Source organism: Corynebacterium sp. HMSC075D04 (genome assembly GCF_001815635.1).
Classification (GTDB): Bacteria; Actinomycetota; Actinomycetes; order Mycobacteriales; family Mycobacteriaceae; genus Corynebacterium; species Corynebacterium coyleae.
Genome location: NZ_KV821363.1, coordinates 12,017 through 37,438, shown reverse-complemented (window position 1 = coordinate 37,438; position 25,422 = coordinate 12,017). Strand labels below are relative to the sequence as shown.

The following is a 25,422-nucleotide window of genomic DNA, read 5'->3' as shown; positions in this document are numbered from 1 at the left end:
GAGACACCATGACACCACTGTTTCGTACCGACGACACGTCGCTGTCCCACGACGAACTGGCAGCACTGACCACCGTCCTCGCCGAGGCCCAAACTTGGCAGACCGTTGCCACTGATGCTGCGACTGCCGGCACCGGCGCTGCCTACGAAGACAACGTGTTCGGCGATGCGTTCGGCCAGCCGTTCGGCGCCCAGCAGACCATCGGCAACGTCACCTACTTCTAGAAAGGACCGCACACATGCATGACTTTCCGTTCCGCAAGGTCCTCGTCGCCAACCGCGGCGAGATCGCGGTCCGCATCATCCGCGCAGCCCGCGACGCTGGCCTTGCCTCCGTGGCGATCTACGCCGACCCCGACAAAGACGCGCCGTACACCGAGATGGCGGACGAGGCGATTGGGATCGGTGGCGAGACGTCGTCGCAAAGCTATCTGGATATCGACAAAGTGCTCAAGGCCTGCCGCGACAGCGGCGCAGACGCCGTCCACCCTGGCTACGGATTTTTGGCGGAGAACGCCGATTTTGCCCGGCGCGTCATCGACGAGGGCCTGACCTGGATCGGCCCGCCGCCAAAGGCGATCGACGCGCTTGGCGACAAGGTCACCGCCCGGCGCATCGCTGAGGAGGTCGACGCACCGCTCGTGCCGGGCACGAAAGACCCGGTGGACAGCGCCGACGATGTGGTCGCTTTCGCCGACACCCACGGTCTGCCCGTGGCTATCAAGGCGGCGTACGGCGGTGGCGGCCGCGGCATGAAGGTCGCCCGCACCCGCGGCGAGATCCGCGAACTGTTCGAGTCCGCCACCCGCGAAGCCCAAGCCGCATTCGGCCGCGGTGAGTGCTTCGTGGAGCGTTACCTCGACCGCGCCCGCCACGTGGAGGCGCAGGTGCTGGCGGATACTCACGGCAACGTCATCGTCGCCGGTACCCGCGACTGCTCCGTACAGCGCAGGTTCCAAAAGCTCATCGAGGAAGCCCCCGCCCCGTACCTCACCGATGAGCAGCGCGAACGCATCCATGAATCCGCCAAGGCGATTGCAAAGCGGGCAGGTTACGTGGGAGTTGGCACCGTCGAATACCTGGTTGGCTCCGACGGGCTGATCTCCTTCCTCGAGGTCAACACCCGCCTCCAGGTTGAGCACCCCGTCACCGAAGAAACCACCGGTGTGGACCTCGTCATCGAGCAGTTCCGCATCGCCGCCGGCGAGCCACTGCGTTTCGACGCCGACCTGGAACCAACCGGCCACGCCATCGAATTCCGCATCACCGCAGAAGACGCCGGCACCAACTTCATGCCCATGCCCGGCACCGCCACCATCTACATCGAACCCGCAGGCCCCGGTGTGCGCGTCGATTCCGGCATCCGCGCCGGCTCCACCATCGGCGGCCAGTTCGACTCGATGCTGGCCAAACTCATCGTCCGCGGCGAAACACGGGACCAAGCCGTCGCCCGCGCCAAGCGCGCCCTCGCCGAGTTCCGGGTCGAAGGCATGCCAACCATCATCCCCTTCCATCAGCGCATGCTTAACGACGATGCCTTCACCGGCAACGCCACCCAATTCGCCGTTTACACCCGCTGGATCGAAGAGGAATGGGACCCGGACGTCGCACCCTACGAGTCCGACGGCGCCGGCGAAGACGGTGACCAGGACGAAGCGCGCCGCCGCACCGTCTCCGTCGGTGTCAACGGCCGATCGATCGAGATCACGCTGCCGGAGCCGTTGCTTCTCGGCGCGGTGGCGCAGCGCCGCCGCGACCGCAAGCGCCGCTCCCGTAATGGCGGATCCGGCGGCAAGGGGTCCGGCAAGGGCGCTGCCAGCGCAGACACCCTGACCGCTCCGATGCAGGGCACCGTGGTCAAATCCGAGGTCGCCGAGGGCGCCCGGGTGGAAGCCGGCGACATCGTGGTCATCCTCGAGGCCATGAAGATGGAAAACCCGGTCAAGGCCCACAAGAGCGGTGTGGTGAAGAACCTCGCTGTGGAGGCCGGCAGCCACGTGGATAAGGGCGCGGCACTGCTCGACATCACCGACGAGTAGCCGCTAACCTGCGGTTTCCGCGGCATACCCGGATCTCACCCGGCGCGTCAAAATTGGGGGTTGACGCGCCGGGCCTTCCGGTTCTATGGTTACCCACATGAGTGGTAAACCCATATACCTACAGATAGCAGATGAGCTACGTGACCTCATCGGGGCAGGCACCCTCGCGCCCGGCGACCGGGTGCCGTCTACCAACGAGCTCTCCGCCTACCACTCTGTCAATCCCACCACCTCCGCCAAAGCACTCACCGAACTGTTCAACGAGGGTCTGCTGGAGAAACGCCGCGGGCTCGGGATGTTCGTCCTGGAGAGTGCACGCGAGCAGGTGTTACGTACGCGTCGCGAAGCATTTGCCCGCGATTTTGTCCAACCGTTTGTCCATGAGGCCAACCAACTCGGCATCACCACCGAGGAGCTGACCGCAATGATTGAAAAGGAGCGTGCTCAATGAACCCCGGCTTCTACGCGCTGGTCGGCCCGAACGCCGCCGGCAAAACCCACTACCTCCACACGCTCATGAGCCCACACGCCGCGTTTGTCCCGGCTGGTGCGGATGCCAAATTTGCGGGCACGACTGTGGACGATCACTTGCGCGCAGTCGCAGCGATCTACCCGCACGTAGACCTCGAGTTTCCCAACGCCCGCATCAAAGATCTCTCCGTTGGGCAGCGCCGCTTACTCACCATTGAGGTGGCCCTAGCCATTGGTAAGGATCTGCTGCTTCTCGACGAACCGTTTGATGGCATCGACACCACCACCCGCAAACAGGTCCGCCAGCGGCTGATCGACTACATCGCGGAGAACCCGCAGCGCAGCGTGGTGATGGCATCGCATCGCCCAGAGGACTTCGTGGGTCTCGCCACCCATGTCATCCAGGTGTTTGATCGGGTGGTTTCGCGCCCAGTCCCACTCGACGACGCCCGCCTGTGCTTTCCGACGGTCACCGGCCCCACCGCCCAGATCAAAGACCTTACCGCCCGCTTCCCCGTCGCTGAGACAGCGCGCCTCGGGCCCACGACACGCGCGACGTTCGCCGAACCTATCGGCGTGGCCGATGTCCACCTGCCCATCGAGTACCCGGACGATGCCGAACTCATTGACCTCCTCGCGACGGAAAGGCCCGAACGATGAAACTCTTCCTCAGCCCCTTCAAACCAGTGATGTATTTGGGCATCTTTCTCGTCCTCTGCATTGCCGTCCCTTTTGGACGATTGGAGTTTGGCGACGGCGGCCTGTGGACCATGGCAGGCGCTGCCACACTGTGGATACTCTTCGCAATCGGAGGATCGAACTGGCCAGCAATGAACCAGCTGGGCGCCAGCTTCAACCGATGGATGAATTCGGCAACGCTAACGGCTCTCGTGGCGGCGGTCATACTCACGCCACTTACCGCCGCGTCGGCGGTGTACCACCAAGCACATAGCCCGTACTACAAGTGGTATGACCCGTTCATTGTTACCAACGGAGAACCGATGCCCTGGATCAACGGCAGCGGCGAACCGTATTTCGTTGAAGGCGCTGCGCAAGACCTGACATCCGTCGTGGCAACTGTGCTACTCCACTTCGTCATCTTCCTCACGATGGCGCTGACCGGTGTAGCAATCGGCCTTGCGCGGGGCACCCGCATGCAGTGGTTCATGCTCGGCAGCATGTTCGTAGGTGGTTTCACCGGGCTCCTAGTGGGTCGCTACAGGGCGGACGTGAACCCCTTCGACCCCTACCTCTACGCCATCTTCGTAGCGGCGGCGGGGCCAGTAGTTTTGGCAGCCAGCGCAGTTGTGTTCGCCAGAACCCGCCGTTTCGTGCGCTAACGCTCCAACCACTCGGAGCGCAACAGCCCATGGCGGGAGCAGGCCGCCTCCCACGCCATCGGGCTGATTTTTACCACCATGCGACGGCCGCACAGCGGGCAGATGCGCGGCGCATCGTAGGGGCGTGCCGGGTCAAGTGGCCAGGCGATCTCGCCGGACAGGACTACGTCGGCGAGTTCTGTTGAATCCGGGATTTTCATCAGGGCCCGGCTGACTACAGCGACTTGATGGTGTCGTAGAGCACGCCGTGGCCGGAGTTCTGCTTCTGCCCCACCGGGGTGATGTTCAGGCTCAAGCCTGGCTTCGCCCCGCCTTCCATCACCCGGTCGACGGCGTCGCGGTCCTTCTCCATCGGACGGCCGAAGGTGGTCAGGTAGTTGCCGCCGATAATTGCATTCGCGCCGCCCATGAGGCCGGCTTCGGTGCCGTCGTCGCCAAGCGCGAGCTCCGTGCCACCCGCGAAACGGAGCTGGGTGGACGGCATGGCCAGGCGGAACGCGGCGACAGCACGCAGCGCCTCACCTTGCGGCACCAGCGGGCGATCGGCGAACGGGGTGCCTGGGCGCGGGTCGAGGAAGTTCATCGGCACTTCATGCGGCTGGATTTCGGCCAGCTGGGTGGCAAACTCGGCGCGCTGCTCGATGGTCTCGCCGAGCCCGATGATGCCGCCGCAGCAGGTTTCCATGCCCTCTGCCAGCACGTTCTCCAGCGTGTCCTTGCGCTCCTGCCAGGTGTGGGTGGTGACCACGTTGGGGAAGAACGACTCGGCGGTTTCGAAGTTGTGGTTGTAGCGCGACACGCCCATCTTGGCCAGTTGGCGAGCCTGGTCGCGGGTGAGGATGCCAAGTGATGCGGAGATGGAAATGTCCACCTCTTCCTGGATCGCAGTGACGGCCTCGGCGACCTGGTCGAGCAGCTGCTGGGTCGGGCCCTTCACGGCGGCGACGATGCAGAACTCGGAAGCGCCCATCTTCTCGGACTGCTTGGCGGCCTCGACAAGTTCGGCGATGTCCAAGGTCACGGCGCGCACAGGTGATTCGAACAGGCCGGACTGGGAGCAGAAGTGGCAGTCTTCGGGGCAGCCGCCGGTCTTCAGGGAGATGATGCCTTCCAGCGAAACATCGACGCCGCAGTGTTTGATGCGCACCTGGTGGGCGAGGTCGAGCAGTTCAGGCAGGCGCTCGTCCTCGATGTTGAGGATCTGGACGAGTTCCTCCTTGTTTAGACCTTCGCCGTTTTCCAGGGCTTTTTCGCGGGCGATGTCAAGAATATCGGTCATCTGCGGGCTCCGTTCGCGTCGTTCACGTGATGGTTGCGCAACAGTTTAGCGCGCAATTGAACGGCGTTCAGTAAAACCCGGATTAGCGATACTCAACCACAAGCGGCGAGTGGTCCGACCAGCGCTCTTCCACCGTCGGCGCCTTCTCCACCCACGTGCGCTCGGCACGCTCCAGCATGTTCGCGGTGGCAGCCTGGACGTCGATGCGCCAGCCCGCGTCGTTGTTAAACGCCTGGCCGCGGAACGTCCACCAGGTGTACGGCGCGTCCTCCGGGTGCAGCCTGCGCGCGACGTCGAACCACTTCGGAGCACCATTTGCTTGACGACGACCCCCCGACCGGTACTCCACCGCCCCAGCCCATTCCGCCGCAGCCTTGTCCTCTACGTCCTGGGCCTCCGCGTCCGGGAAGCAACCGAACACCGCATCCATGAACGCGCGCTCGTGCGGCAAGAAACCGGATTTTTTCCGGTTCGTCTTCCAATTCTTCAGGTCCTCGCGGCGGTGGCAGATGTTCCAATCCCCGCCGATCACCATGTCCGGGTACTCACCCGCCCACTGCTCCAGCAGCGGCTCGAACTGATCCAGGAAGCGGTACTTCTCGTCCTGCTTCGCCGTCTCGGCTGCCCCTGAGGGGAGGTAGAGGGAGGCGACACGGGTGTCGTCGTCAAGCGATGCTGCAATAAAGCGACCCGCATCCTCGAACTCAGGAATCCCGATCTCCACATCGCGCAGCGGCGTGCGCGACAGGATGCCCACACCCGCGCGACCCTTCGCACCAGGCGTTTCAGCCGGCGCGACCTCCAAGTGCCACCCGTTTTCCAGCGCCGGGGCAAGCGCAGCACGCGCCTGATCAGCAGTGGCGCGCACCTCCTGCATCAGCACCACATCAGCCGGATTCTCGTTCAACCAGGCCAACATGCCCGGATTGTTCTCGTTGCGGACCTTCGTGGCGGCACGGATGCCGTTGACGTTGACGGATGCAATGGTAAGGCTCATGGGCCAAGACCTTACCTATCCCCTACCTCTCCCGGCCCTATCGCCAGACAGCGCCCCGTTGGGACGGTACTCTGGTGGGTTGAAGTCAGGAACCTTACAACAAAGGAGCATTATGGCGAAGATCATTTGGACTCGTACCGACGAAGCACCGCTGCTTGCGACGTACTCCCTCAAGCCAATCGTGGAGGCATTCGCTTCCCGTGCAGGCATCGAGGTCGACACCGCAGACATCTCGCTGGCAGGCCGCATCCTCGCACAGTTCCCAGATCGCCTCGGCGACAAGAAGGTCGACGACGCACTCGCACAGCTCGGTGAGCTGGCAAAGACCCCGGAAGCCAACATCATCAAGCTTCCGAACATTTCCGCTTCCCTCGTCCAGCTGAAGAAGGCCATCGCCGAACTGCAGGCCGCAGGCTTCGACATCCCGGACTACGAGGACGCGCAGGACAAGTACGACGCAGTCAAGGGCTCCGCTGTGAACCCGGTCCTGCGTGAGGGCAATTCCGACCGCCGCGCTCCGGAGGCCGTGAAGAACTACACCAAGAAGCACCCGCACTCCATGGGCGCTTGGTCGAAGGACTCCAAGACCAACGTTGCCACCATGGGCGCAGGAGACTTCCGCCACAACGAGAAGTCCGTCATCATGCCGGCCGAGGACACCCTGGCCATCAAGCTCGTCACCGCAGACGGCGAGCAGGTGCTCAAGGACGGCCTGAAGGTTGAACAGGGCGAGGTCATCGACGGCACCTTCATGTCCGCGAAGGCTCTGGATGAGTTCCTGCTCGAGTCCGTGAAGAAGGCCAAGGAAGAGGGTGTGCTCTTCTCCGCGCACCTCAAGGCCACCATGATGAAGGTCTCCGACCCGATCATCTTCGGCCACGTCGTGCGCGCATTCTTCAAGGATGTCTACGACAAGTACGGCGAGGAGCTTCTCGACGCCGGCCTCAACGGCGAAAACGGCCTCGGCGCAATTTACGAAGGCCTTGCTGATCTGCCGAACGGCGAAGAGATCCGCGCCGCCTTCGACCAGGCCCTGCAGGACGGCCCGGCACTGGCACAGGTGAACTCCGCAAAGGGCATCACCAACCTCCACGTCCCGTCCGACGTGATCATCGACGCCTCCATGCCGGCCATGATCCGCACCTCCGGCCACATGTGGAACGCCGACGACCAAGAGCAGGACACCCTGGCTGTCATCCCGGATTCCTCCTACGCCGGCGTGTACCAGACGGTTATCGACGACTGCCGCGAAAACGGCGCCTACGACCCGACCACCATGGGCACCGTCCCGAACGTCGGCCTCATGGCGAAGAAGGCTGAGGAGTACGGCTCCCACGACAAGACCTTCAAGATCCCGGCCGACGGCAAGGTTCAGGTTGTCAACGCTGCCGGCGACGTGCTGATCGAGCACGACGTCGAAGCTGGCGACATCTGGCGCGCATGCCAGACTAAGGACGCCCCGATCCAAGACTGGGTCAAGCTGGCCGTCAACCGCGCACGCCTGTCCGGCATGAAGACCATCTTCTGGCTGGACGAGGAGCGCGCGCACGACCGCAACCTCATCGAACTGGTGAAGAAGTACCTGGCCGACCACGACACCGACGGCCTGGACATCTCCATCGCCTCCCCGGTCGAGGCCACCAAGATCTCCGTCGAGCGCATCCGCCGCGGCGAGGACACCATCTCCGTGACCGGCAACGTGCTGCGTGACTACAACACGGACCTGTTCCCGATCCTCGAACTGGGTACCTCCGCGAAGATGCTCTCCGTCGTCCCGCTGATGGCTGGCGGCGGCCTGTTCGAGACCGGTGCCGGCGGCTCCGCCCCGAAGCACGTCCAGCAGGTTGAGGAAGAAAACCACCTGCGTTGGGACTCCCTCGGTGAGTACCTCGCACTGGCCGAGTCCTTCCGCCACGAGAAGAACACCAACGGCAACGAGAAGGCTGGCGTCCTCGCCGCCGCTCTGGACAAGGCAACCGAGAAGCTGCTGGATGAGGGCAAGTCCCCGTCCCGCAAGGTCAACGAAATCGACGACCGCGGCTCCCACTTCTGGCTCTCCCTGTACTGGGCAGAGGCACTGGCAGCCCAGACCGACGACGCCGAACTGGCTGAGGTCTTCGGCCCGATTGCGAAGGACCTGCGCGACAACGCCGAGACGATTGACTCTGAGCTGCTGAACGCCCAGGGCAACGCTGCCGACCTCGGCGGCTACTACTGGCCGGACGACGCCAAGACCTCCGCGGTCATGCGCCCGTCCGCAACCTTTAACAAGATCATCGACGCACTGGAGAAGTAAGCGCTCGGTTTGATCGGCCCCGGTCACTGTTTCCACACAGTGGCCGGGGCTTTTGCTGTTCGTCGCGTCAGGCCTGCCCTGGGTGCTTTCCTCCTGGTGCTGTCCTCCTAGGTGGTAACCACCAGATGGTAATCAACCGAGTGCCTGGACCGACGGTGCTCGTCCAACTCGGCTCATCACCATCCTCCGGTTACCATCCTCGGCGAAGGACGGGAACAGCGCCGGCCAGGAGCGGCGAAGGGCGGGAACAGCGCCGGCGAAGAGCGGGTGCGACTGCTCACCCCAAGGCTGCTCGACGGCCAGCGATGGTGGCGAGAACCTCTCGGACGAACTTCTCAGGATGCCGGCGTAGGAAATCCGGCGAGTAGCGCAGAAACACATATCCTCGGTTGGCGATCATCTTCTGTCGCTCGAACTCTTCCTGCCGCGCGCGTTCGGCGTTGGGTCCCTGGTATTTCACGTTGCCGTCGATCTCAATGAGTAACCAGCCATCGATGCAAAGGTCGGCGTAGCGTCCAGCCACTTCGTACTGTGTAAACAAGGGGCCGATCCCCGCACGGATCAGCAAGGCGCGCGCGAAAGATTCGTAGGGCGAACCGGAATCCGCGACGCTGTGCCGAATGCACTCCCGGACCACTGCAACACCTTTCAGTCTGCCAAGCTGGGATGCCTCCCGTTCAAGGAGTTCAAGCGTAAACCCACTGCGCCGGAGGTAGTCGGCAGCGACGAGCCCTTCGACGAAGCCGTAGTGGCGGGCGATATCAGCGAACGTTCGAAAACCATTGGTAACCCGGTGGCCGTCGCGCAACGAGATTTCGCTCTTGCGCAGCACCATGCGTCGAAACAGGATCCCTTCCCGGTTTCGTCGAGTAGGGGAGCTCCCCCTGGAAAGCAGACACAGTTCGACGGGCTCTTTTGTCGTACTGATCACCCAAATACCGTGCATGCGCGCGGCCGATCTGCCGACTAGCACTGCTTCCCTGCTCATCAGTGCAGCAGCCTCGACACGCAGCCATTGACGTTCGTGGAACTTCAGCTCTTTCCAGCTCGTCTCCCGATACACAATACTTGTGTCGAGCACCCGATGCGGCCCTCGGAGTTTGTCGAGTGCTTTGTGGGAGAGCAGCCGTTTGTCCACAATCCCCCGCCGCAGTTCCTCCTTCCGCTCCTCCCATCGTTGCTGTTGTGCCTTGTGTTCTCTGTCAATCCCCATACCTATTCTGACGGCGGAAACTCGGCACCGGTTCCCTTTCGCCGCAGGAAATCTACCCTGCGTTGCGCAGTGCGGTGGCCAGCCCGTTCATGGTGACCTGGATCGTCTTCGGGACGAGGAAGGCCTCGTCGCCGGCGCGGTAGCGGCGCAGCAGCTCAAGCTGGACTGCGTTGAGAGGCAGCAGGTAGGGGTAACGACGTTTTAGGGATCGGGCCTGGCGCTGGTTCTCGGCAACAAGGTCCGTATGCCCAGTGATGCGGAAGTAGACCTGCTTGGTGCGCTCGAATTCATCGGCGATACGGGAGTAGATGCGTTCGGCTACCTCGCGGTCTTCCACTAGGTCGGCATAGAGGCGGGCCAGCGACATCTCCGCCTTGGCCATGACTTGGGCCATGTTGGACATCACGGAGCGGAAGAACGGCCAGTCACGGTAGAGCTCGCGAAGTTCCTCCCAGCGGTCTTCGTCTCCCCCAGCCCAGCGCTCGACTGCGGTGCCGACGCCGAACCAGCCAGGCACATTGGTGCGCGACTGCGCCCAGGACAGCACCCAGGGGATGGCGCGCAGGTCGGAAATCTCGGTGGTCTGTTTGCGGGACGCCGGGCGAGAGCCGAGGTTGAGCTCGCCGATCTCGTGCAGCGGGGTGGATTGGGTGAAGTAGTCAATGAACCCGGGGTCGCCGATGAGCTCGTTGTACTTTTCGCCGGAGTAGGCGGCAAGCGCACGCATGATGTCGTAGGCGCGGGTCGGATCGGCGATAGGTTCGGTATCCAGGAAGGATGCCTCCAGGGTGCCGGCGACGAAGGCCTCGAGGTGGCGGCGGGCGGTCTCTGGCGATCCGTACTTGGCGGAGATGATCTCGCCCTGCTCGGTGATGCGGATGGAGCCGTCGACGGCGCCCTTGGGTTGAGCGAGGATCGCGTCGTAGGTGGGCCCGCCGCCGCGGCCGACTGCCCCGCCGCGACCGTGCGCGAGTCGGAGGCGGATGCCGTGCCGGTTGCAGAGTTCGACCAGGGCGAGTTCGGCGTCGTAAAGCGCCCAGTTCGCTTGCAGGTAGCCGCCGTCTTTGTTGGAGTCGGAGTAGCCGAGCATGACCTCCTGGATGTCGCCGCGGGCGCGCAGGTGTTCGCGGTAGAACGGCAGCGACCAGAGGTCTTCGAGGATGCTGGCGCCGTGTGCGAGGTCCTCGATGGTTTCAAACAGCGGGACGACGTTGACGTCGCTCAGGCCGACCTCTTTGAGCAGGACCATGGGCTCCAAAATGTCGGAGACCGCACCGGTCATGGCGATGATGCACTGCGCGATCGCCCCCTGGCCCAAGTCCCGGACGGCGCGGGCGGCGGCGGTGAGGATGCTCATTTCCTTGCGGGTGTCGTCGCTAAGCGGTGCCTCGGTTCGCAGCAGTGGGCGCGGGGTGCGCAGCTCCTCGACGAGTACCTCCACGCGGTCCTCTTCAGCAAGCGCGGCGTAGTTATTGCACACGCCGGCAACCGCAAGCACTTCGGTCACGACTTTTTCAAAGGATTCGGAGTTTTGGCGCAGGTCAAGCGTGTACAGGTGGAAGCCGAAGGTGGTCACGGCGGAGCGCAGGCGGCCCAGCCGGTCATCGGCAATGATGGCGCCGCCGTGGGCACGAAGGGAGGCGTCGATCACGTCCAAGTCTGCGAGCAGCTCGTCGGGGTCCGCGTAAGGCGAGCCCGAACCCGCCGAGCCAGCGAGCAGCTCGCGCGTAGCGACGACACGGTACCGGATGCCATAAATCGCGCGGCGGTAGGGCTCATCGACGCGGGACTCAGCAGTGTTGTTGGCGGCATCCGCAAGCCGGGAAAGCTCCTCCGAGCAGGTGGAGTATCGGTCCGAGAGGGACAGCTCGCGCTCCAACTCGCCCAGCTCATCGATGTAGTAGCCGAGCACGGTATCGGCGGCTTGGCGGGTGGCATACGTGAGCGTTTCGGCATTCACGTACGGGTTGCCGTCGTGGTCGCCGCCGATCCAGGAACCGGGGCGCATCACGGGGGTGAGGGCGAGGTCGCGGCCAAAGGTGTCGCGAAGTTCGTAGCGGATCGCGCGGTTGATCGCCGGGATCTGCTCAAGCAGGGAGAGCTTGTAATAGCGCAGGCCGACGTCAATCTCGTCCTCAAGGCGCGGGCGCGCGATGCGGATCAGCGCGGTCTGCCACATCAGGGTCATGCGTAGCTCCATCTCGCGTTCGATGGCTGCCGGGTCGGCACCAGCGTGGAGTTCACTCAGCAAGCGCTTGATGTGGGTCTGGGTGTCGAAGACGGTGCGGCGACGGGTCTCAGTCGGGTGCGCAGTGAGCACCGGGGAGACCTGCGCCCCGGCGATGAGATCGGCGACCTTGTCTGCCTCCACGCCGCTGTCTTTCAGGTGCGCGAAGCTTGTGCGTAGCGAGACCGGTGCGGCGGCCTTCTCGTCGTCAAGATCCTCAACCAAGTTAGCCAGCAGTGCGAAGTGGCTAAAGGCGCGTGCGACGAGGTTCACTTTGGTGATGTCCATGTCGCGAAAGACTGCGAGCAGGTCTTCCGGGGTGGCGTCCCCGTGGGCGATGTCGAAGGCGGTGCGGCGGGTGGATTCGACCAGGTCGAAGATCTCCTGCCCTTCCTGCTCGGCGAGCACGCGGCCGAGTACCCGGCCTAGGAGTCGGATGTCTTCACGGACGTGATCGGCAGGCTGAGCAGACACGGAGGCTTCCTTCAACTACGGCGCGACTAAGACGTCACGGGCGCGACGTGCTTAGTAAACGTAGCCAAGTTCCACTCCCCTGTCTCGACATCGGAGGTCGAACGATCGCGAGCTGGGATATTTGCACTATTTTTATTCAGCCCCTCAACTCGCAAAATAGACCGCTTGGTACACAACTACAGACCAAGCGGGCTACATTGCGACGCATGGGAAACTACGACAACTCCAACGCACAAGAATGGTCCTTTGGTACGCGCTCGATCCATGCTGGCCAGCAGGTCGACCAGGATTACGGCGCGCGTAACCAGCCGATTTACATGACCACCAGCTACGTGTTCGACGATGCCCAGCACGCGGCGAACCGCTTTAACCTCTCGGATGCAGGCCCGATTTACACCCGCCTGACCAACCCGACGCAGCAGGCACTAGAGGATCGCCTGGCGTCGCTGGAGGGCGGCGTGGCTGCCACGGCGTTCGCGTCCGGCATGGCTGCGGAGACCGCCGCAATTCTTACCCTGGCGCAGGCGGGCGACCACGTTGTTACCTCCCCGCGCCTCTACGGCGGCACCGAGACGCTGTTCCAGCACACGCTGCCAAAGTTGGGCATTGAGTTCACCTTCGTGGAAAACCCGGACGATCCCGCAAGCTGGCAGGCTGCCGTCCAGCCGAACACACGGGCGTTTTATGGCGAGACGTTCGGCAACCCGATCGCGGACGTGCTAGACATCCCGGCCATTGCAGAGGTGGCCCATAACAATCAGGTGCCGTTGATCGTCGATAACACGATGGCGACTGCCGCTCTGGTCAAGCCGCTGGAGTTGGGTGCGGACATCGTGGTCGTGTCCACGACGAAGTTCTATACCGGCAACGGTGCTGCGATTGGCGGCGCGATTATCGACGGCGGCAAGTTCGACTGGACCGTCCAGCGCGACGGCAAGGACGTCTTCCCACTGTTTACCACCCCGGATCCGGCGTACCACGGCCTGAAGTACGCGGACCTGGGCGCCCCGGCGTTCGCGCTGCGTGCCCGCGCCGGTTTGCTGCGCGACACGGGTGCGGCGATCTCGCCGTTCAACGCGTGGGTTGCGCTGCAGGGTATTGATACGTTGGCGCTTCGCGTGGAAAAGCACAATGCGAACGCGCTGAAGGTGGCGGAGTTCCTCGCGGGCCATGACAAGGTGGCCAAGGTCAACTACGCAGGCCTGGACGATTCGCCGTACAAGGCGACGAAGGACAAGTTGGGTCTGAAGTACACCGGTTCGGTGCTCTCCTTCGACATCGCGGGCGATCAGGGTGACAAGACGAACGCGTGGAAGTTCATCGACGCGCTGAAGCTGCACTCCAACCTGGCCAACATCGGCGACGTGCGCTCGCTGGTGGTGCACCCGGCGTCGACAACGCACTCCCAGTCGGACGCTGCCGGCCTCGCTCGCGCTGGTATTACGCAGGCCACGGTGCGTTTGTCTGTCGGCATCGAGGATGTCGAGGACATTATTGCGGACCTCGAGCGCGGTTTCACGGCGGTCTAAATGCTGGCTTCCGAAGGGCAGCTCGCCACGGTCGCCATCGGCGATGTTGTCACTGAAGCCGGCGAGGTGATCGCGGATACGCGCATTGCTTATCGACGATGGGGCGCACTGCAAGGCGACCCCAACGGCGTCAACAACGTGATCCTCGTCGAACACGCATTGACCGGCGACAGTGACGCCGCCGACTGGTGGTCCGAAGCCATCGGCCCAGGCAAGGCGCTAGACACCGACGAGTGGTGCGTGATCTGCACGAACGCACTCGGGTCGTGTTACGGCTCCACCGGCCCCGCGAGCGAGCACCCGGACGGCGGCGTGTGGGGATCGCGCTTCCCCGCCATCACGATCCGCGACATGGTGCACGCCGAGCACGCCTTCCTTGACCGTCTCGGCATTGGGCGCGTCCACGCGGTCATCGGTGGATCCATGGGCGGTGCACGCACTCTGGAGTGGACGCTGCTCTACCCCGAGCAGGCCGATTACGCGCTGGTGCTGGCGGTGTCTGCCCGGGCAAGCGCCTGGCAAATCGGTATCCAAACCGCGCAGATCACCTCGATCACCCAGGACCCAGCCTGGCAGGGTGGCGACTACCACGGCACCGGCCAGTCGCCGGATGCCGGGCTCGCTGCCGCGCGCAGGATCGCCCACCTGACCTACCGTGGCGAGCTGGAAATCGACGAGCGCTTCGGCACCTCCGCCCAAACCGGCGAAAACCCACTCGGACCATTCCGCCAAGACGACCAGCGCTTCGCCGTCCAGTCCTATCTGGAGCACCAGGGCAAGAAACTCACCGAGCGTTTCGATGCCGCCTGCTACGTCACCCTCACCGAAGCCCTCAACCGCCACGACATCGGCCGGGGCCGCGGCGGGCTGAACAAGGCGTTGGCATCCTCAACCGTGCCGACGATGATCGTCGGCGTCGACACCGACATTTTGTACCCCTACCACCAGCAGGAACACATCTCCCGAAACCTGGGCAACCTGCTAGCCATGTCGAAGTTGTCCTCCCCCGTCGGCCACGACGCCTTCCTCGTGGAGGCACGCCAGATGGACCGGATTCTGCGCAACTTCATCAAACTCACCCACGAAATCCCGCCCGCCCGCGAGATCGCGTCACGCTACGGCGACTACGCGATCTAGGAGTTAAGACCCCAGCGCGTCCACCGACCAGGACAGCCACATCATGGTGGCACCAAGGGCGGTGGTGAACATGGCGTCGAAACGCTTGGAACGCACCGCGACCAGACCAATAACTTTGGAGTCGCAGGTCAGGCGCACCAGCGTGAGCCACAGTAGCGCCGCGCCAAGGGTGAACGTGGCGCGACGCCAGTGCTCGGTGGCGGCGAAGATGCCGGAAATGACAAACCCGACAACAAACAGGGCAACCCCGACGCGCTGCAGCCAAAGTGGCAGGCGTGACGGGGCGTTGCCGCGGTCGTGAGGGTTATCCAGCGTCAACCCCGGTGGCAGCGAAGTCCCGGGGAGCTGGAAGCGGGTGCTTCCCACCCTGCTAGGCGTCCTGGTTTGCTTGGCGCTCGGCACTTTCGACGATGTTGCGCACCAGGAACGTGCGCGTCATCGGGCCGACACCACCCGGGTTCGGGGAGACCCAACCGGCCTTCTCCCACACGTCGGGGTGAAGGTCGCCGACGGTTTTGCCATCGACGCGGGAGACGCCGACGTCGAGAAGCGCCGCGCCTTCCTTGATCATGTCGGCGGTGATCATGTGTGGCTTGCCAGCGGCAGCGATGATCACGTCCGCGCGGCGAGTCTCCGCGGCGAGATCCTTGGTGCCGGTGTGACACAGCACGGTGGTGGCGTTGACATCGCGGGAGGTCAGCATCAGCGAGATCGGACGGCCCACCGTCACGCCGCGGCCGATAACACAAACTATGGCGCCGTTGAGGTCCACGCCGAAGCGCTCGAGCAGCTTGATGGAGCCGTTCGGGGTGCACGGCAGTGGCGCCGGCTCGTTGAGGACGAGTTTGCCCAGGTTGACCGGGTGGAGGCCGTCGGCGTCCTTGTCCGGGTCGATCAACTCCAGGATCCGGTTCTCATCCAGGTGCTTCGGCAGCGGCAACTGGACGATGTAGCCGGTGACGGAATCGTCGCGGTTGAGCTCGTCGATAACCGCCTCGAGCTCCTCTTGGGTGGTCTCCGAAGGCAGATGCTTCTGAATCGAGGCGATGCCGAGCTCTTCGCAGTCCTTGTGCTTCATACGCACGTAGTTCTGGCTAGCGGGATCTTCGCCGACAAGCACCGTCGCCAGACCCGGGGTCACCCCCTGTTCCTTCAGTCGCGCCACGCGCTCGCGCAGGTCCGCGAAAATCTCCTCGCGGTAGAGTTTTCCGTCCAGTTTGATCGCAGTCACGGCCCCAATCCTAGACTCTTGTGCGTGCTCCACATCATCTATGACAATCCGGCCATTGGCGGCAACGCTGGCGCGGCGATCCGCCTTGCGGCAAATACCGGCGCGCAGCTGCATTTCGTCGAGCCGCTCGGCTTCAATTTTGACGACAAACACCTCAAACGCGCAGGCCTGGACTACCACGATCTTGCAGACGTGGTCATCCACCCCAACATCGACGCCTGCTTCGACGCGTTGGAAGGCTCCCGCATTTTCGCGTTCACCGCGCACACCGACCACCACTACCACGAGGTGCAGTACCAGGACGGCGACGCGTTGCTGTTCGGCAACGAGGCCAACGGCATCCCGGAGGAGCACCTCGCCCACCCGCGGATTACGCGTCAGGTGCGGATTCCGATGTTGCCGTCGCGACGCAGCATGAACCTGACCAACTCGGCGTCAGTCGCCATCTACGAGGCCTGGCGCCAACTCGGGTTCCCCGGCGCTTTGTGACAACGGCGGTAGCTCGCGAGCGCGCAGCTTATCGACGAGCCCACGCGCCTGGTCCTCCTCCAAATCCCGACACGTCACGCTGAAGGCGCCGGGCACCAGGTCCAGGTCAATGCTGGCCAGGCCAAGTTTTCGCTGCAGCGGATCCTGGTTGAAGGTCAGTTCCTGAATGTGTGGGACGTCCACCATCTGGAACCAGCGCCCGATCCGCCCTGCCGTTGTCGTGACCGCGTCGGCGCGGACCTTGACCGTTTGACGTTTCCAGTCGAACGGCGAGATCCACCGGGCGCTGCGCGGGGAGCGGAAATCTACGTTGTCCAGATCGGTCAGTTCTGCGCCGGTAAGCGGACCGACTGCATCGATCACGGCCATCGCCTGTTCCCATGTCCCCACTGGCAGAATCTTCGACGTGCCGGTTTGCTTGTTACGTTCCGAGCCATAACCCGCCGCCACGACAGAGACCGTCCACCATCCGAACGGGCGCCAGAACATTGGCTGGCGCAACTGCACCGCGTGGATACGCGAGCGAGGCATTGCTTGCCGACGACGATTCGCCAACCCATACGTCAAGTGGAACACCTCCCCGTCCTTCGTCGCGTTGAAGCGCCACGACTGGTCGATCGTGCGCCAAATGCGGGGCATGAAACCCACCACAACAGGGATAATCGCCGCGGCGGTCACATCCGTCCACAGTGGAATCGTCGACCACGCCAGTGTGAATACGGTCGACATTTGCAATGTGGTGCCGATCAGCGAGCGGCGAATCGGGATCGGCGGCACCAACATGTTCGGTGCGTATTCGGCCCCGGCGGCGGCGGCGCTCTCACGCGAACGCTTCACTGGCCCGTCAATGCGGGCCAGGATCTGCGCGCGGACCTCTTCTGCTTCCTCGCGCGGAAGGTATGTGATGTCCAAACCTGAACTGGCACTGCCTGCGGCCTCGATACGCACGGAGGCAAGCCCAAACAGTCGCGGTGCAAAGGATTCGACTACGTCAACAGCCTGCACACGGTCGTAGCGCGCGGTGCGGATTTGGTTGGTAAGCACACCGCGGCGGGTCTCCACCTCTTCGTCGCCTACCTTAAATCCGCTGCGACGCCACCAAACCTGGGACACCGCAAAAATCACCACGAGCGCAGCCACAAGGCCTGCGACCGCCCATGCGATGTCGGTGGGGCCGACGTTTTCGCGCTGCATCCACCGATAAATCGGCATGGTGAAGTTGAACAGGGCGAGTGTCGCTAGGGCCAGCATGAACGTCCACACACGCAACAGTGGCGTGAGCCTATGGACGTGGCGGTAGCCCTCCATGCCGGGAATCGTCGATACGCGTCCGCTTGTCACAGCCCACTCATCCGCTCACGAGCCTTCAGCGCAAGGCGATCCCGCAACGCATCCGCATCCGCCGCAAGCAGTCCCGGCAGATCCGAGTTGGACGAATTCGACGCCGTATGCACCGTCAGCTCCTTCAGCCCCAGGGCACGTGTGATCGGCCCCGACTGCACATCCACGAACTGAATGCGCCCGTATGGAATCACTGTGATCGTGTGGAACATCTTGCCGGTGCTCAGCACCAGTTCGTCCTCGGTCTCCAGCCAACCCATGTTGCGGACCTGGTACGGGATAAGGAAGAAGCGCCAGATGAAGATCACCGTGAAAATCCCCAGCGGGATCAGGAATCCCCAGCCCCACTCGCGGTAGGCCAAATACAGGCCACCGCACACACCGATGGTCCACAGGGCATTCGATACCAGCATCGGCCACATCAACTTCGGCGACACTTTGTGCATCTCCTCAACCGAGGACGGCAAAGGCTGCACCGGGCTATGCACGCCGGTAGTGGGCTGGACTGCAGTGTTCGGACCTGCAGTGTTTGGTCCGGGGTGATGTTCAGGGCTTCCGCTGAGCGCTTCAGACATGGCGATCACGCTACCAGCAGCCCCAGATACGGCCTTGCTCATGACAGGGTGTCAGGGCTCATCGAAGCGTTCATCGGAAGTCCCTCGATCCCCGGGAGAGCAGCTCCCCTATCTCCAACCCATCTCCGGCATAAGCCTGCACTATAACCTAATCGCAATATGAGTACAGTCTGAATATATTAGCCGGATCACACACGGAAACCACAGTGAACTGTTACGTTCTTGCCTACATTCAAGATTCGATTCGACTGGAGAAGACGTGAGTCAAAGTCAGCAGGTGAACGTAACGCCGGAAGCTCAAAAGGATGAATCGAGCCGATTCATCCAAACGACATTGAAAATCATCAATTCGATTGAGGTGGTTGGTAACAAACTGCCCCACCCTGTTTGGATCTTTGTCTTCCTTTCCGCGGTTGTGATTGCCCTTAGCGCAATCATGAATGCGATGGGCGTCTCAGTCATTAACCCGTCTAACGGCGAGCTAAGTGAAGTTAAGACCCTATTAAGCCGAGAAGGCATGCAGGTGATGCTTGGGGATGTCGTTGAAAACTACGCCAAGTTCCCTCCACTTGCGACAATCCTGATCACAATGCTTGGCATCGCAGTTGCTGAAGCTTCAGGTCTCATTGACGCAGTGCTTCGTGGAACAGTTTCACGGGTTAAACCTCGTTACATCACATTTGCTGTGTCATACGCAGGCATGATTGGTCACGTTGCAGGAGACGCCGCATACGTCACCCTAATCCCATTAGGCGCGCTCACCTTCCGCGCAGTTGGCCGCTCTCCCGTGCTGGGTGCCATCGTTGCCTTCGTATCCATTTCAGCTGGCTATGATGCTTCACCGGTACTCACCACTACCGATGTTCTCTTGTCAGGCATCTCAACTGCTGCCGCGCACACAATTGACCCTGAAGCGTTTATTTCACCGACAGCGAACTACTTCTTTGGTTTGGTTTCCTCGATTGTCATCTCGCTTACTATCACGCTGGTTGTAGAGCGAGTTCTCACCAAGCGCCAGGACCTTGATGTTGACGAAGAATCCCCCGAAGATGATCACGACATCAAAATGGGAGTAGATCCCCACGAAGTCCGTGGGCTGAAGACAGCAGGTATTGCATCCATCGTCCTTTTTGGACTTCTTGCGGCTGCCCTCATCCCGGCCAGTTCGCCGTTCCGCGGAGCAGAAGACAGCATCTTAAAGTCCCCGGTCATGACCGGAATGGCAGGTGTTATCGGCCTCTATTTCACAACCGTAGGCTATGTCTACGGCAAACGTGCTGGCACCTTCAAAACCCCGACGGACATCATTCCTGCGATGGCAAAGGGACTGTCTTCAATGGGGCCCATTTTGGTCCTCTTCTTCTTCGTTTCGCAGTTCTTGGCTTATTTCAAGTGGACCGGAATCAGTGCTGTCCTTGCGGTTAACGGCGCAGAGCTCCTTGAGTCCTGGGCTATCCCTGCCTGGGCAATGATGCTGGGACTCGCAGTGCTGCTGTCCTTGATGAACTTGATCATTACAAGTGGTTCGGCAATGTGGGCGCTTGTTGCTCCAGTTTTCATTCCAATGCTCATGCTATTGGGGATCACACCTGAAGAAACTCAAGCACTGTACCGCGTTGCAGATTCGGTAACTAACTGCGTTACCCCGATGAGTCCATACTTTGTCATGGCCCTTGGCTTCATTCAGAAGTATCGAAAGAGTGCCGGAATCGGAACCCTCGCGTCGTTCACCATCCCCATTGCAATGACTGTGTGGGTCGTGTGGATGACGCTATTCACACTCTGGTTCATCGCTGGCATTCCTTACGGCTTCTAACACACAAGGAGAAAAATGAGTATCTCACTAGAACAAGCTAAATCCTTCCAATCGGAAGTTGAGCAGCAGATCCTCGAGCTCGTAGATATTGAATCTTTCAGTACCGACCTCGAAGCACTCGACCGCTGTTCCAAGTTGATTGAGAATTGGATTCCCAATTTCGTTACCAATGCGACTGTAAAACGTCACGAAAGCGACAAATTCGGTGACACACTCGTCGTTAAAGTTCCTGGCAAGAAGCCAATCAATGTGCTTTTGGTTAGTCACTATGACACCGTATGGCCGACTGGAACACTCGACGCTTGGGAAGTACGCGAGTACACCGACGAACAGGGCGAGCGCCGTCTCTCTGGTCCGGGAATTTTTGACATGAAGACGGGACTCGTCGAGATGCTCTGGGTCGCTAAACTATTGCAGCAGTCCGACGATTGCCCTTCCATTACGCTTGTAATCAACGGAGACGAGGAGCTCGGCTCTCCATTTTCGCGCCCAATCATCGAGCAAGAAGCAGACAATGCAGACGCAGCCTTTGTATTTGAAGCGTCTGCGGATGGAGCAGTGAAAACTGCTAGAAAAGGAATCGCAATTCTCAGGCTCTACGCCACAGGCGTGGAATCGCATGCTGGCCTCGACCCCTGGAAGGGCGCAAGCGCAATCGACGCCCTTGTTGAGGTTTGTGCTCAAATCAAGCTGCTAGAAGATCGAGAAAAAGAAACCACATTTAACGTTGGTTTGATCGAAGGTGGCACCGGAAGCAACGTCGTTGCTGGCCGTGCAAGCGCAATCGTTGACGTCCGCTACTGGACCCCAGACGAGCAGCCACGAATCGAGCAGGCTCTGAAGCAGATTACCTGGGGGAACGAACGTGCTAATGTCCAGATCGATATCGAGTGGAATAGACCTCCAATGGTTCGCACTGAGGGAACAGAGAACCTTTTCCATCTCCTACAACAACAGGCCTCGGCGCTTGGTGAAGAGCTTGAGGAAATCGCTGTGGGGGGTGCCTCAGATGCTAACTACATCTCAGAACGTGGCATTCCGGTGATCTGCGGCCTCGGCGCAGTAGGTGATGGTGCGCATGCTCGTCATGAGTTTATCTTCCCTGATAGGATCCCTGCGACAATTGCAACGGTCACCAACGCCATCGAAGCGCTGAGCAGGGAGTAAATCTAGCTCTATTCAGAGTGCTTCTACGAGATTCACCACATCATCTGAAATGCCCACTAGCACGCTTTTACGTGCTAGTGGGCATTCATCTCTGTCTTGCTCATCGAAGTGTTCATCGGAAGTCCCTCGATCCCCGAGAGAGCAGCTCCCCTACCTCCAACGGTTCGAACCGGTCCGCCACCACGGACACTGCCCCGGAAGCATTTTGCACAATCCCGCGTACGACGAGCGCTTTCGCAGTGCGGGCAAGGACGCGTTGCTTCTTCCACAACCCAACTGAGATAACCACGTTGACCAGCCCGGTTTCATCCTCCATTCCTAAAAATGTCACACCACCTGCAGTGACCGGGTGTTGGCGGTGTGTCACCACTCCGGCGATGCGCACGCGAGTGCCGTCCTCCACGCCATGCAGTAGTTGTGCAACTGGAATAACGCCTCGCTCCTCCAGCGATTCGCGCACCATCTCTACTGGCATGAGCCCCGGGGTCACCCCTGTGGCTGCGATGTCAGCCACCATGAGTTCGAACGAGTTCATACCAGGCAGCGCCGGCGCCGAGATAGCCGACAAACCGGGCAGCATGCCGTGGCGTTCCGTGGCGGCGACGCCTGCTTGCCACAATGCTTGTCGACGAGACACCTCAAAGCAGTCCAACGCCCCCGCCCGCGCGAGCGCCTCGACATGGTCGACGCTCAGGTCAGCCCGGCGCGATAGATCCGCAATGTCTGCAAACGGTGCCGCCGCTTCGATCCGGTCAGCGGCATCCGCACCTAAGCCACGGACGAGCCCGAGCCCCATCCGGATCGTTGAGGAATCAATGCAGCGCGCCTCGCGCCCCGACGCGTTGACCGACACAGGCAGTACCTCTACCCCGTGTCGGCGTGCGTCCTGTACCAGCGACTGTGGTGAGTAGAACCCCATCGGTTGCGCCCGCAGCAATCCCACGCAGAACTGCGCCGGGTAGTGGCATTTAAACCAGGCGGAGAAGTACACCAAAGAGGCGAACGACTGGGAGTGCGATTCCGGGAACCCGTAGGCGGCGAACGCCACGATCTTCTGCCACAGCCGCTCTGCTACCTCTTCGCCGATCTGGTTAGTAGTCCAGCAGCCTTCGAAGAACCGCGCGCGCAACGCCGCCATTTTCGCCGGCGAGCGTTTCGATCCCATCGCGCGCCGAAGCACATCCGCTTCACGGCCAGAAAACCCTGCCGCGTCGACGCAGATCTGCATGAGTTGCTCTTGGAACAGCGGGATCCCCAGTGTTTTGCCAAGGGATCGCTCGAGCACCGGATGGTCGTACACGACCGGCTCTAGCCCGTCGCGCCGCCGCAGGTACGGATGCACCGAACCGCCCTGGATTGGACCAGGGCGGATCAAGGCCACCTGCACCACCAGGTCGAAGAACCTGCGCGGCTTCAACCTGGGCAGCGTGCCCATCTGTGCGCGCGATTCAACCTGGAACACGCCGACGGAATCGGCGCGGCAAAGCATGTCGTACACGGCGTCGTCGTCAAGCGAAAGCTCCCACAGATGCACCTTGCGGCCTGTGGTTTCCTCCACGAGATCCACCATGTGGTGCAGCGCTTCGAGCATGCCGAGCCCCAGCAGGTCGAACTTGACCAGGCCAGCGGAGGCACAGTCATCTTTATCCCATTGCACCACCGAGCGATCTGCCATGCGCGCCCATTCGACGGGGACGACGTCGGCGATGGGACGGTCACAAATCACCATGCCACCAGAGTGAATGCCCAGGTGACGCGGCTGCCCCTTGAACTGCGCTGCAAGTTGCTCCACAGCCTCGGGCGGATCTGAAAGCCCCTTCGACCAACTATCCGCAGCGCCCTGGGCGTACCCGAGCGCACGCGCGGCATCACGGACGGCTCCCTTCGTGCGGTACGTAATCACGTTGGCAACCTGCGCTGCATTGTCACGCCCGTATGTGTCGTAGACGTACTGGATGACTTCCTCACGCCGGCCTGACTCAATGTCTAGGTCGATATCCGGCGGCCCGTCGCGATCCGGCGACAGGAAGCGTTCGAACAGGAGTCCCGCCTCGATCGGCTCAACGTTGGTGATGCCAAGCGCAAAACACACCGCAGAGTTCGCCGCTGAGCCACGTCCTTGGCACAGGATGTTTTGCTTCGCGCAGAAATCCACAAGGTCGTAAATGATCAGGAAGTAGCCGGGAAAGTTCAGCTCCTCAATCACGCTCAGCTCGTAGCGGATCTGCTCCAGCACCCTTCTGCGCACATCCGCACTCCGCGTCGCGTACCGGAACTGCGCGCTCGCCAACGTCAGATCCCGCAGATGATCCATCTCGCTGCGCCCGCTTGGCGTTGGGTAGCGCGGCAGTTCAGGCGCGACAAGATTCAGCGTGAACGCGCACTGCTTCGCCAACTCAACGCTGTAATCCAGCATGTGCTTACATCCCGGCAGCATCCGTTCGAGCTGCTCGCCAGAGCGCAGCCAGTTCGCACCCATCGGATGCAAGTCCCCGTGTGCTTGCGCAAGTGCTTCTCGACGAGCCAACGCACGCTTCGCCGCAGCCAACCTCGCCTGCTCACGCGTGGCTGCCGCCGGCATCGCGGTGACAATGGCCGGGAGGTGATCAAAACGATCGAGCATTGCGTGCCGGTCAGCGTCTTCAGGAGTCATCGAAACTTCATATTCTCGCACCACATTGTCCTGGCCAAAGGTTTCGACCAGGTGGTCGATTTCATCGACCCACTGCCACCCCGCGAGCACAACGCAGGTGCCATCTAGTTCTGCACCAATAAGCTCCAACGGTGGATACGCCACCGCATCCTTTTCCCGCGTCGCCATGTGTGCATCTGCCATAAGATGCGACAGGCGCCGATACCCTTCAGGCCCACGCGCAATCACAGGAAGCACCCGCTGGCCTAACGTCAGCTCGGCCCCAAATACGGTGTCCAGCCCTGCAGCTGCAGCAGCCTCTGCAAACTTGACTGCCCCATAGAAGCCGTCGCGATCCAGCAGGCCAAGAGCATTCAACCCCAAATCCGCAGCGCGCGCGACAAGGCCTTCCGGCTCGCTCGCCCCATCGAGAAAACTATACGACGACACCGCGTGGAGTTCCACGAACGGAACTTGCGGCTCGTTACGGCGCGGCCGCACAGGACCTGCGCCAGGCAGCATGCCTGTGTGCCCCACCGGCACCGGCTCTGGCCCGGGACGTCCCGAAAGGATGCGCTCTAGCCGCGACCACGAAAGTGGCGCTCCCCCATTGAATCTCATGCCGAGAACGCTATCATGATTCGAAACTGTGTGCTACATTTTTCGAAAACCCAGAACAAACTGCTTTGTTCTAAAAAATAGACTAAGCGGTACATAGGGTGCTAGATTCTCACCCGTCAAACTTTCCCAATAAACAAGGAGACATCATGCGTATCAAGCGCACCCTCGCAACCGTTGCTGCTGCAGCGCTCGCCACCACCGGGCTGGTCGCTTGCTCCAACGAGTCCAACGACGCCACCGAGACCACCGCAGCAAACGGCGAGAACGTTACCGTCAAGATCGGCACCACCGAGGCCGACCAGGAGGCCTGGACTGTATTCAAGCAGCTCGCAGCTGACAACGGCATCGAGCTCGACATCGTGCAGTTCTCCGACTACTCCCCGGTCAACGAGGCGCTCGCGCAGGGTGAGCTGGACGTGAACAAGTTCCAGCACATTAAGTACCTCGCCGAGTACAACGCTGCTTCCGGCAAGGACCTGAAGGTTGTCGGCTCCACCGAGATCGTCCCGCTCGCACTGTTCTGGAAGGACCACGACTCGCTCGACGGCA

At 61.7% G+C, this 25,422-nt stretch carries 22 protein-coding genes; 12 read left to right on the top strand and 10 right to left on the bottom strand.

Annotation, left to right across the window (positions count from 1 at the left end; all coding sequences use genetic code 11):
• Window positions 1-8: 8 nt before the first annotated feature.
• The 5 genes from HMPREF3048_RS09200 (at window position 9) to HMPREF3048_RS09180 (ending at window position 3,849) form a co-directional block, all read left to right on the top strand.
• On the top strand, window positions 9-224 hold the full coding sequence (locus tag HMPREF3048_RS09200; protein ID WP_070771947.1) for a hypothetical protein: 216 nt from the start codon (window positions 9-11) through the stop codon (window positions 222-224).
• 14 nt (window positions 225-238) lie between these two features.
• On the top strand, window positions 239-2,038 hold the full coding sequence (locus HMPREF3048_RS09195; protein WP_070771946.1) for an acetyl/propionyl/methylcrotonyl-CoA carboxylase subunit alpha: 1,800 nt from the start codon (window positions 239-241) through the stop codon (window positions 2,036-2,038).
• 97 nt (window positions 2,039-2,135) lie between these two features.
• On the top strand, window positions 2,136-2,489 hold the full coding sequence (locus tag HMPREF3048_RS09190) for a GntR family transcriptional regulator (protein WP_070614319.1): 354 nt from the start codon (window positions 2,136-2,138) through the stop codon (window positions 2,487-2,489).
• Window positions 2,486-3,169 (top strand): ATP-binding cassette domain-containing protein, encoded by a 684-nt coding sequence (locus tag HMPREF3048_RS09185; protein ID WP_070771945.1) that lies wholly within the window; start codon window positions 2,486-2,488, stop codon window positions 3,167-3,169. Before HMPREF3048_RS09190 ends, HMPREF3048_RS09185 begins: the two co-directional genes overlap by 4 nt.
• Entirely contained in the window at window positions 3,166-3,849 is a 684-nt protein-coding gene (locus HMPREF3048_RS09180) for a hypothetical protein (RefSeq protein ID WP_070771944.1), read from the top strand. Before HMPREF3048_RS09185 ends, HMPREF3048_RS09180 begins: the two co-directional genes overlap by 4 nt.
• Here the strand turns inward: HMPREF3048_RS09180 and HMPREF3048_RS09175 are convergent.
• The 3 genes from HMPREF3048_RS09175 to HMPREF3048_RS09165 all read right to left on the bottom strand — a co-directional run bounded on the left by HMPREF3048_RS09175 (window position 3,846) and on the right by HMPREF3048_RS09165 (window position 6,125).
• The gene (locus HMPREF3048_RS09175) at window positions 3,846-4,049 is read right to left on the bottom strand and encodes a biotin synthase auxiliary protein BsaP (RefSeq protein ID WP_070771943.1); all 204 of its coding nucleotides are present in this window, start codon (window positions 4,047-4,049) and stop codon (window positions 3,846-3,848) included. The genes HMPREF3048_RS09180 and HMPREF3048_RS09175 overlap by 4 nt on opposite strands.
• 14 nt (window positions 4,050-4,063) lie before the next feature.
• Window positions 4,064-5,128, bottom strand: a complete 1,065-nt coding sequence (gene bioB, locus HMPREF3048_RS09170) for a biotin synthase BioB (protein WP_070422812.1) — start codon at window positions 5,126-5,128, stop codon at window positions 4,064-4,066.
• Between the two features lie 82 nt (window positions 5,129-5,210).
• Complete coding sequence (locus HMPREF3048_RS09165; RefSeq protein ID WP_070771942.1) at window positions 5,211-6,125, bottom strand: exodeoxyribonuclease III; 915 nt, start codon at window positions 6,123-6,125, stop codon at window positions 5,211-5,213.
• A 112-nt stretch (window positions 6,126-6,237) separates the two neighbouring features.
• On the opposite strand from HMPREF3048_RS09165, the gene HMPREF3048_RS09160 reads away from it, so the two are divergent.
• Window positions 6,238-8,421, top strand: a complete 2,184-nt coding sequence (locus HMPREF3048_RS09160; RefSeq protein ID WP_070771941.1) for an NADP-dependent isocitrate dehydrogenase — start codon at window positions 6,238-6,240, stop codon at window positions 8,419-8,421.
• Between the two features lie 277 nt (window positions 8,422-8,698).
• Here the strand turns inward: HMPREF3048_RS09160 and HMPREF3048_RS09155 are convergent, their stop codons facing one another.
• Together HMPREF3048_RS09155 and ppc are read right to left on the bottom strand one after the other, a co-directional pair.
• Window positions 8,699-9,634, bottom strand: a complete 936-nt coding sequence (locus tag HMPREF3048_RS09155; protein ID WP_083279472.1) for a hypothetical protein — start codon at window positions 9,632-9,634, stop codon at window positions 8,699-8,701.
• 52 nt (window positions 9,635-9,686) lie between these two features.
• On the bottom strand, window positions 9,687-12,335 hold the full coding sequence (gene ppc / locus HMPREF3048_RS09150; protein WP_070771940.1) for a phosphoenolpyruvate carboxylase: 2,649 nt from the start codon (window positions 12,333-12,335) through the stop codon (window positions 9,687-9,689).
• Window positions 12,336-12,541: 206 nt separating this feature from the next.
• Between ppc and HMPREF3048_RS09145 the strand changes: the two genes are divergently transcribed.
• Window positions 12,542-13,864, top strand: coding sequence for an O-acetylhomoserine/O-acetylserine sulfhydrylase (locus HMPREF3048_RS09145; RefSeq protein ID WP_070771939.1), 1,323 nt, complete (start codon window positions 12,542-12,544; stop codon window positions 13,862-13,864).
• Window positions 13,865-15,001 carry a homoserine O-acetyltransferase MetX gene (locus tag HMPREF3048_RS09140; RefSeq protein ID WP_070482415.1) on the top strand — a complete coding sequence of 379 codons (1,137 nt, stop codon included), beginning with the start codon at window positions 13,865-13,867 and terminating at the stop codon, window positions 14,999-15,001.
• Window positions 15,002-15,004: 3 nt separating this feature from the next.
• Here the strand turns inward: HMPREF3048_RS09140 and HMPREF3048_RS09135 are convergent, their stop codons facing one another.
• The gene (locus tag HMPREF3048_RS09135; RefSeq protein ID WP_246815299.1) at window positions 15,005-15,367 is read right to left on the bottom strand and encodes a DUF3017 domain-containing protein; all 363 of its coding nucleotides are present in this window, start codon (window positions 15,365-15,367) and stop codon (window positions 15,005-15,007) included.
• A gap of 4 nt (window positions 15,368-15,371) precedes the next feature.
• A complete protein-coding gene (locus HMPREF3048_RS09130; RefSeq protein WP_210398432.1) occupies window positions 15,372-16,232 on the bottom strand; it encodes a bifunctional methylenetetrahydrofolate dehydrogenase/methenyltetrahydrofolate cyclohydrolase in 861 nt (286 codons plus the stop codon).
• An 18-nt stretch (window positions 16,233-16,250) separates the two neighbouring features.
• Here HMPREF3048_RS09130 and HMPREF3048_RS09125 point away from each other — a divergent pair, with 18 nt between their 5' ends.
• Window positions 16,251-16,721: a tRNA (cytidine(34)-2'-O)-methyltransferase gene (locus tag HMPREF3048_RS09125; protein WP_070422805.1), complete on the top strand. Its 471-nt coding sequence runs from the start codon at window positions 16,251-16,253 to the stop codon at window positions 16,719-16,721.
• Here the strand turns inward: HMPREF3048_RS09125 and HMPREF3048_RS09120 are convergent.
• Both HMPREF3048_RS09120 and HMPREF3048_RS09115 read right to left on the bottom strand, forming a co-directional pair.
• Window positions 16,668-18,062 (bottom strand): PH domain-containing protein, encoded by a 1,395-nt coding sequence (locus HMPREF3048_RS09120; RefSeq protein WP_141758898.1) that lies wholly within the window; start codon window positions 18,060-18,062, stop codon window positions 16,668-16,670. The two genes, HMPREF3048_RS09125 and HMPREF3048_RS09120, sit on opposite strands and share 54 nt — an antisense overlap.
• Window positions 18,059-18,637 carry a PH domain-containing protein gene (locus HMPREF3048_RS09115; protein ID WP_311522886.1) on the bottom strand — a complete coding sequence of 193 codons (579 nt, stop codon included), beginning with the start codon at window positions 18,635-18,637 and terminating at the stop codon, window positions 18,059-18,061. The genes HMPREF3048_RS09120 and HMPREF3048_RS09115 overlap by 4 nt, the downstream gene beginning before the upstream one ends.
• A 259-nt stretch (window positions 18,638-18,896) precedes the next feature.
• Here HMPREF3048_RS09115 and HMPREF3048_RS09110 point away from each other — a divergent pair, with 259 nt between their 5' ends.
• Both HMPREF3048_RS09110 and HMPREF3048_RS09105 read left to right on the top strand, forming a co-directional pair.
• A complete protein-coding gene (locus HMPREF3048_RS09110) occupies window positions 18,897-20,453 on the top strand; it encodes an AbgT family transporter (protein WP_246818891.1) in 1,557 nt (518 codons plus the stop codon).
• Between the two features lie 15 nt (window positions 20,454-20,468).
• Window positions 20,469-21,620, top strand: coding sequence for a M20 family metallopeptidase (locus HMPREF3048_RS09105; protein WP_070771936.1), 1,152 nt, complete (start codon window positions 20,469-20,471; stop codon window positions 21,618-21,620).
• Between the two features lie 112 nt (window positions 21,621-21,732).
• On the opposite strand, the gene HMPREF3048_RS09100 is transcribed toward HMPREF3048_RS09105, so the two are convergent.
• The gene (locus tag HMPREF3048_RS09100; RefSeq protein ID WP_070771935.1) at window positions 21,733-24,873 is read right to left on the bottom strand and encodes an error-prone DNA polymerase; all 3,141 of its coding nucleotides are present in this window, start codon (window positions 24,871-24,873) and stop codon (window positions 21,733-21,735) included.
• Between the two features lie 146 nt (window positions 24,874-25,019).
• On the opposite strand from HMPREF3048_RS09100, the gene HMPREF3048_RS09095 reads away from it, so the two are divergent.
• Window positions 25,020-25,422 (top strand): MetQ/NlpA family ABC transporter substrate-binding protein (locus HMPREF3048_RS09095; RefSeq protein WP_246818890.1); only part of this gene is annotated, 403 nt, incomplete at its 3' end.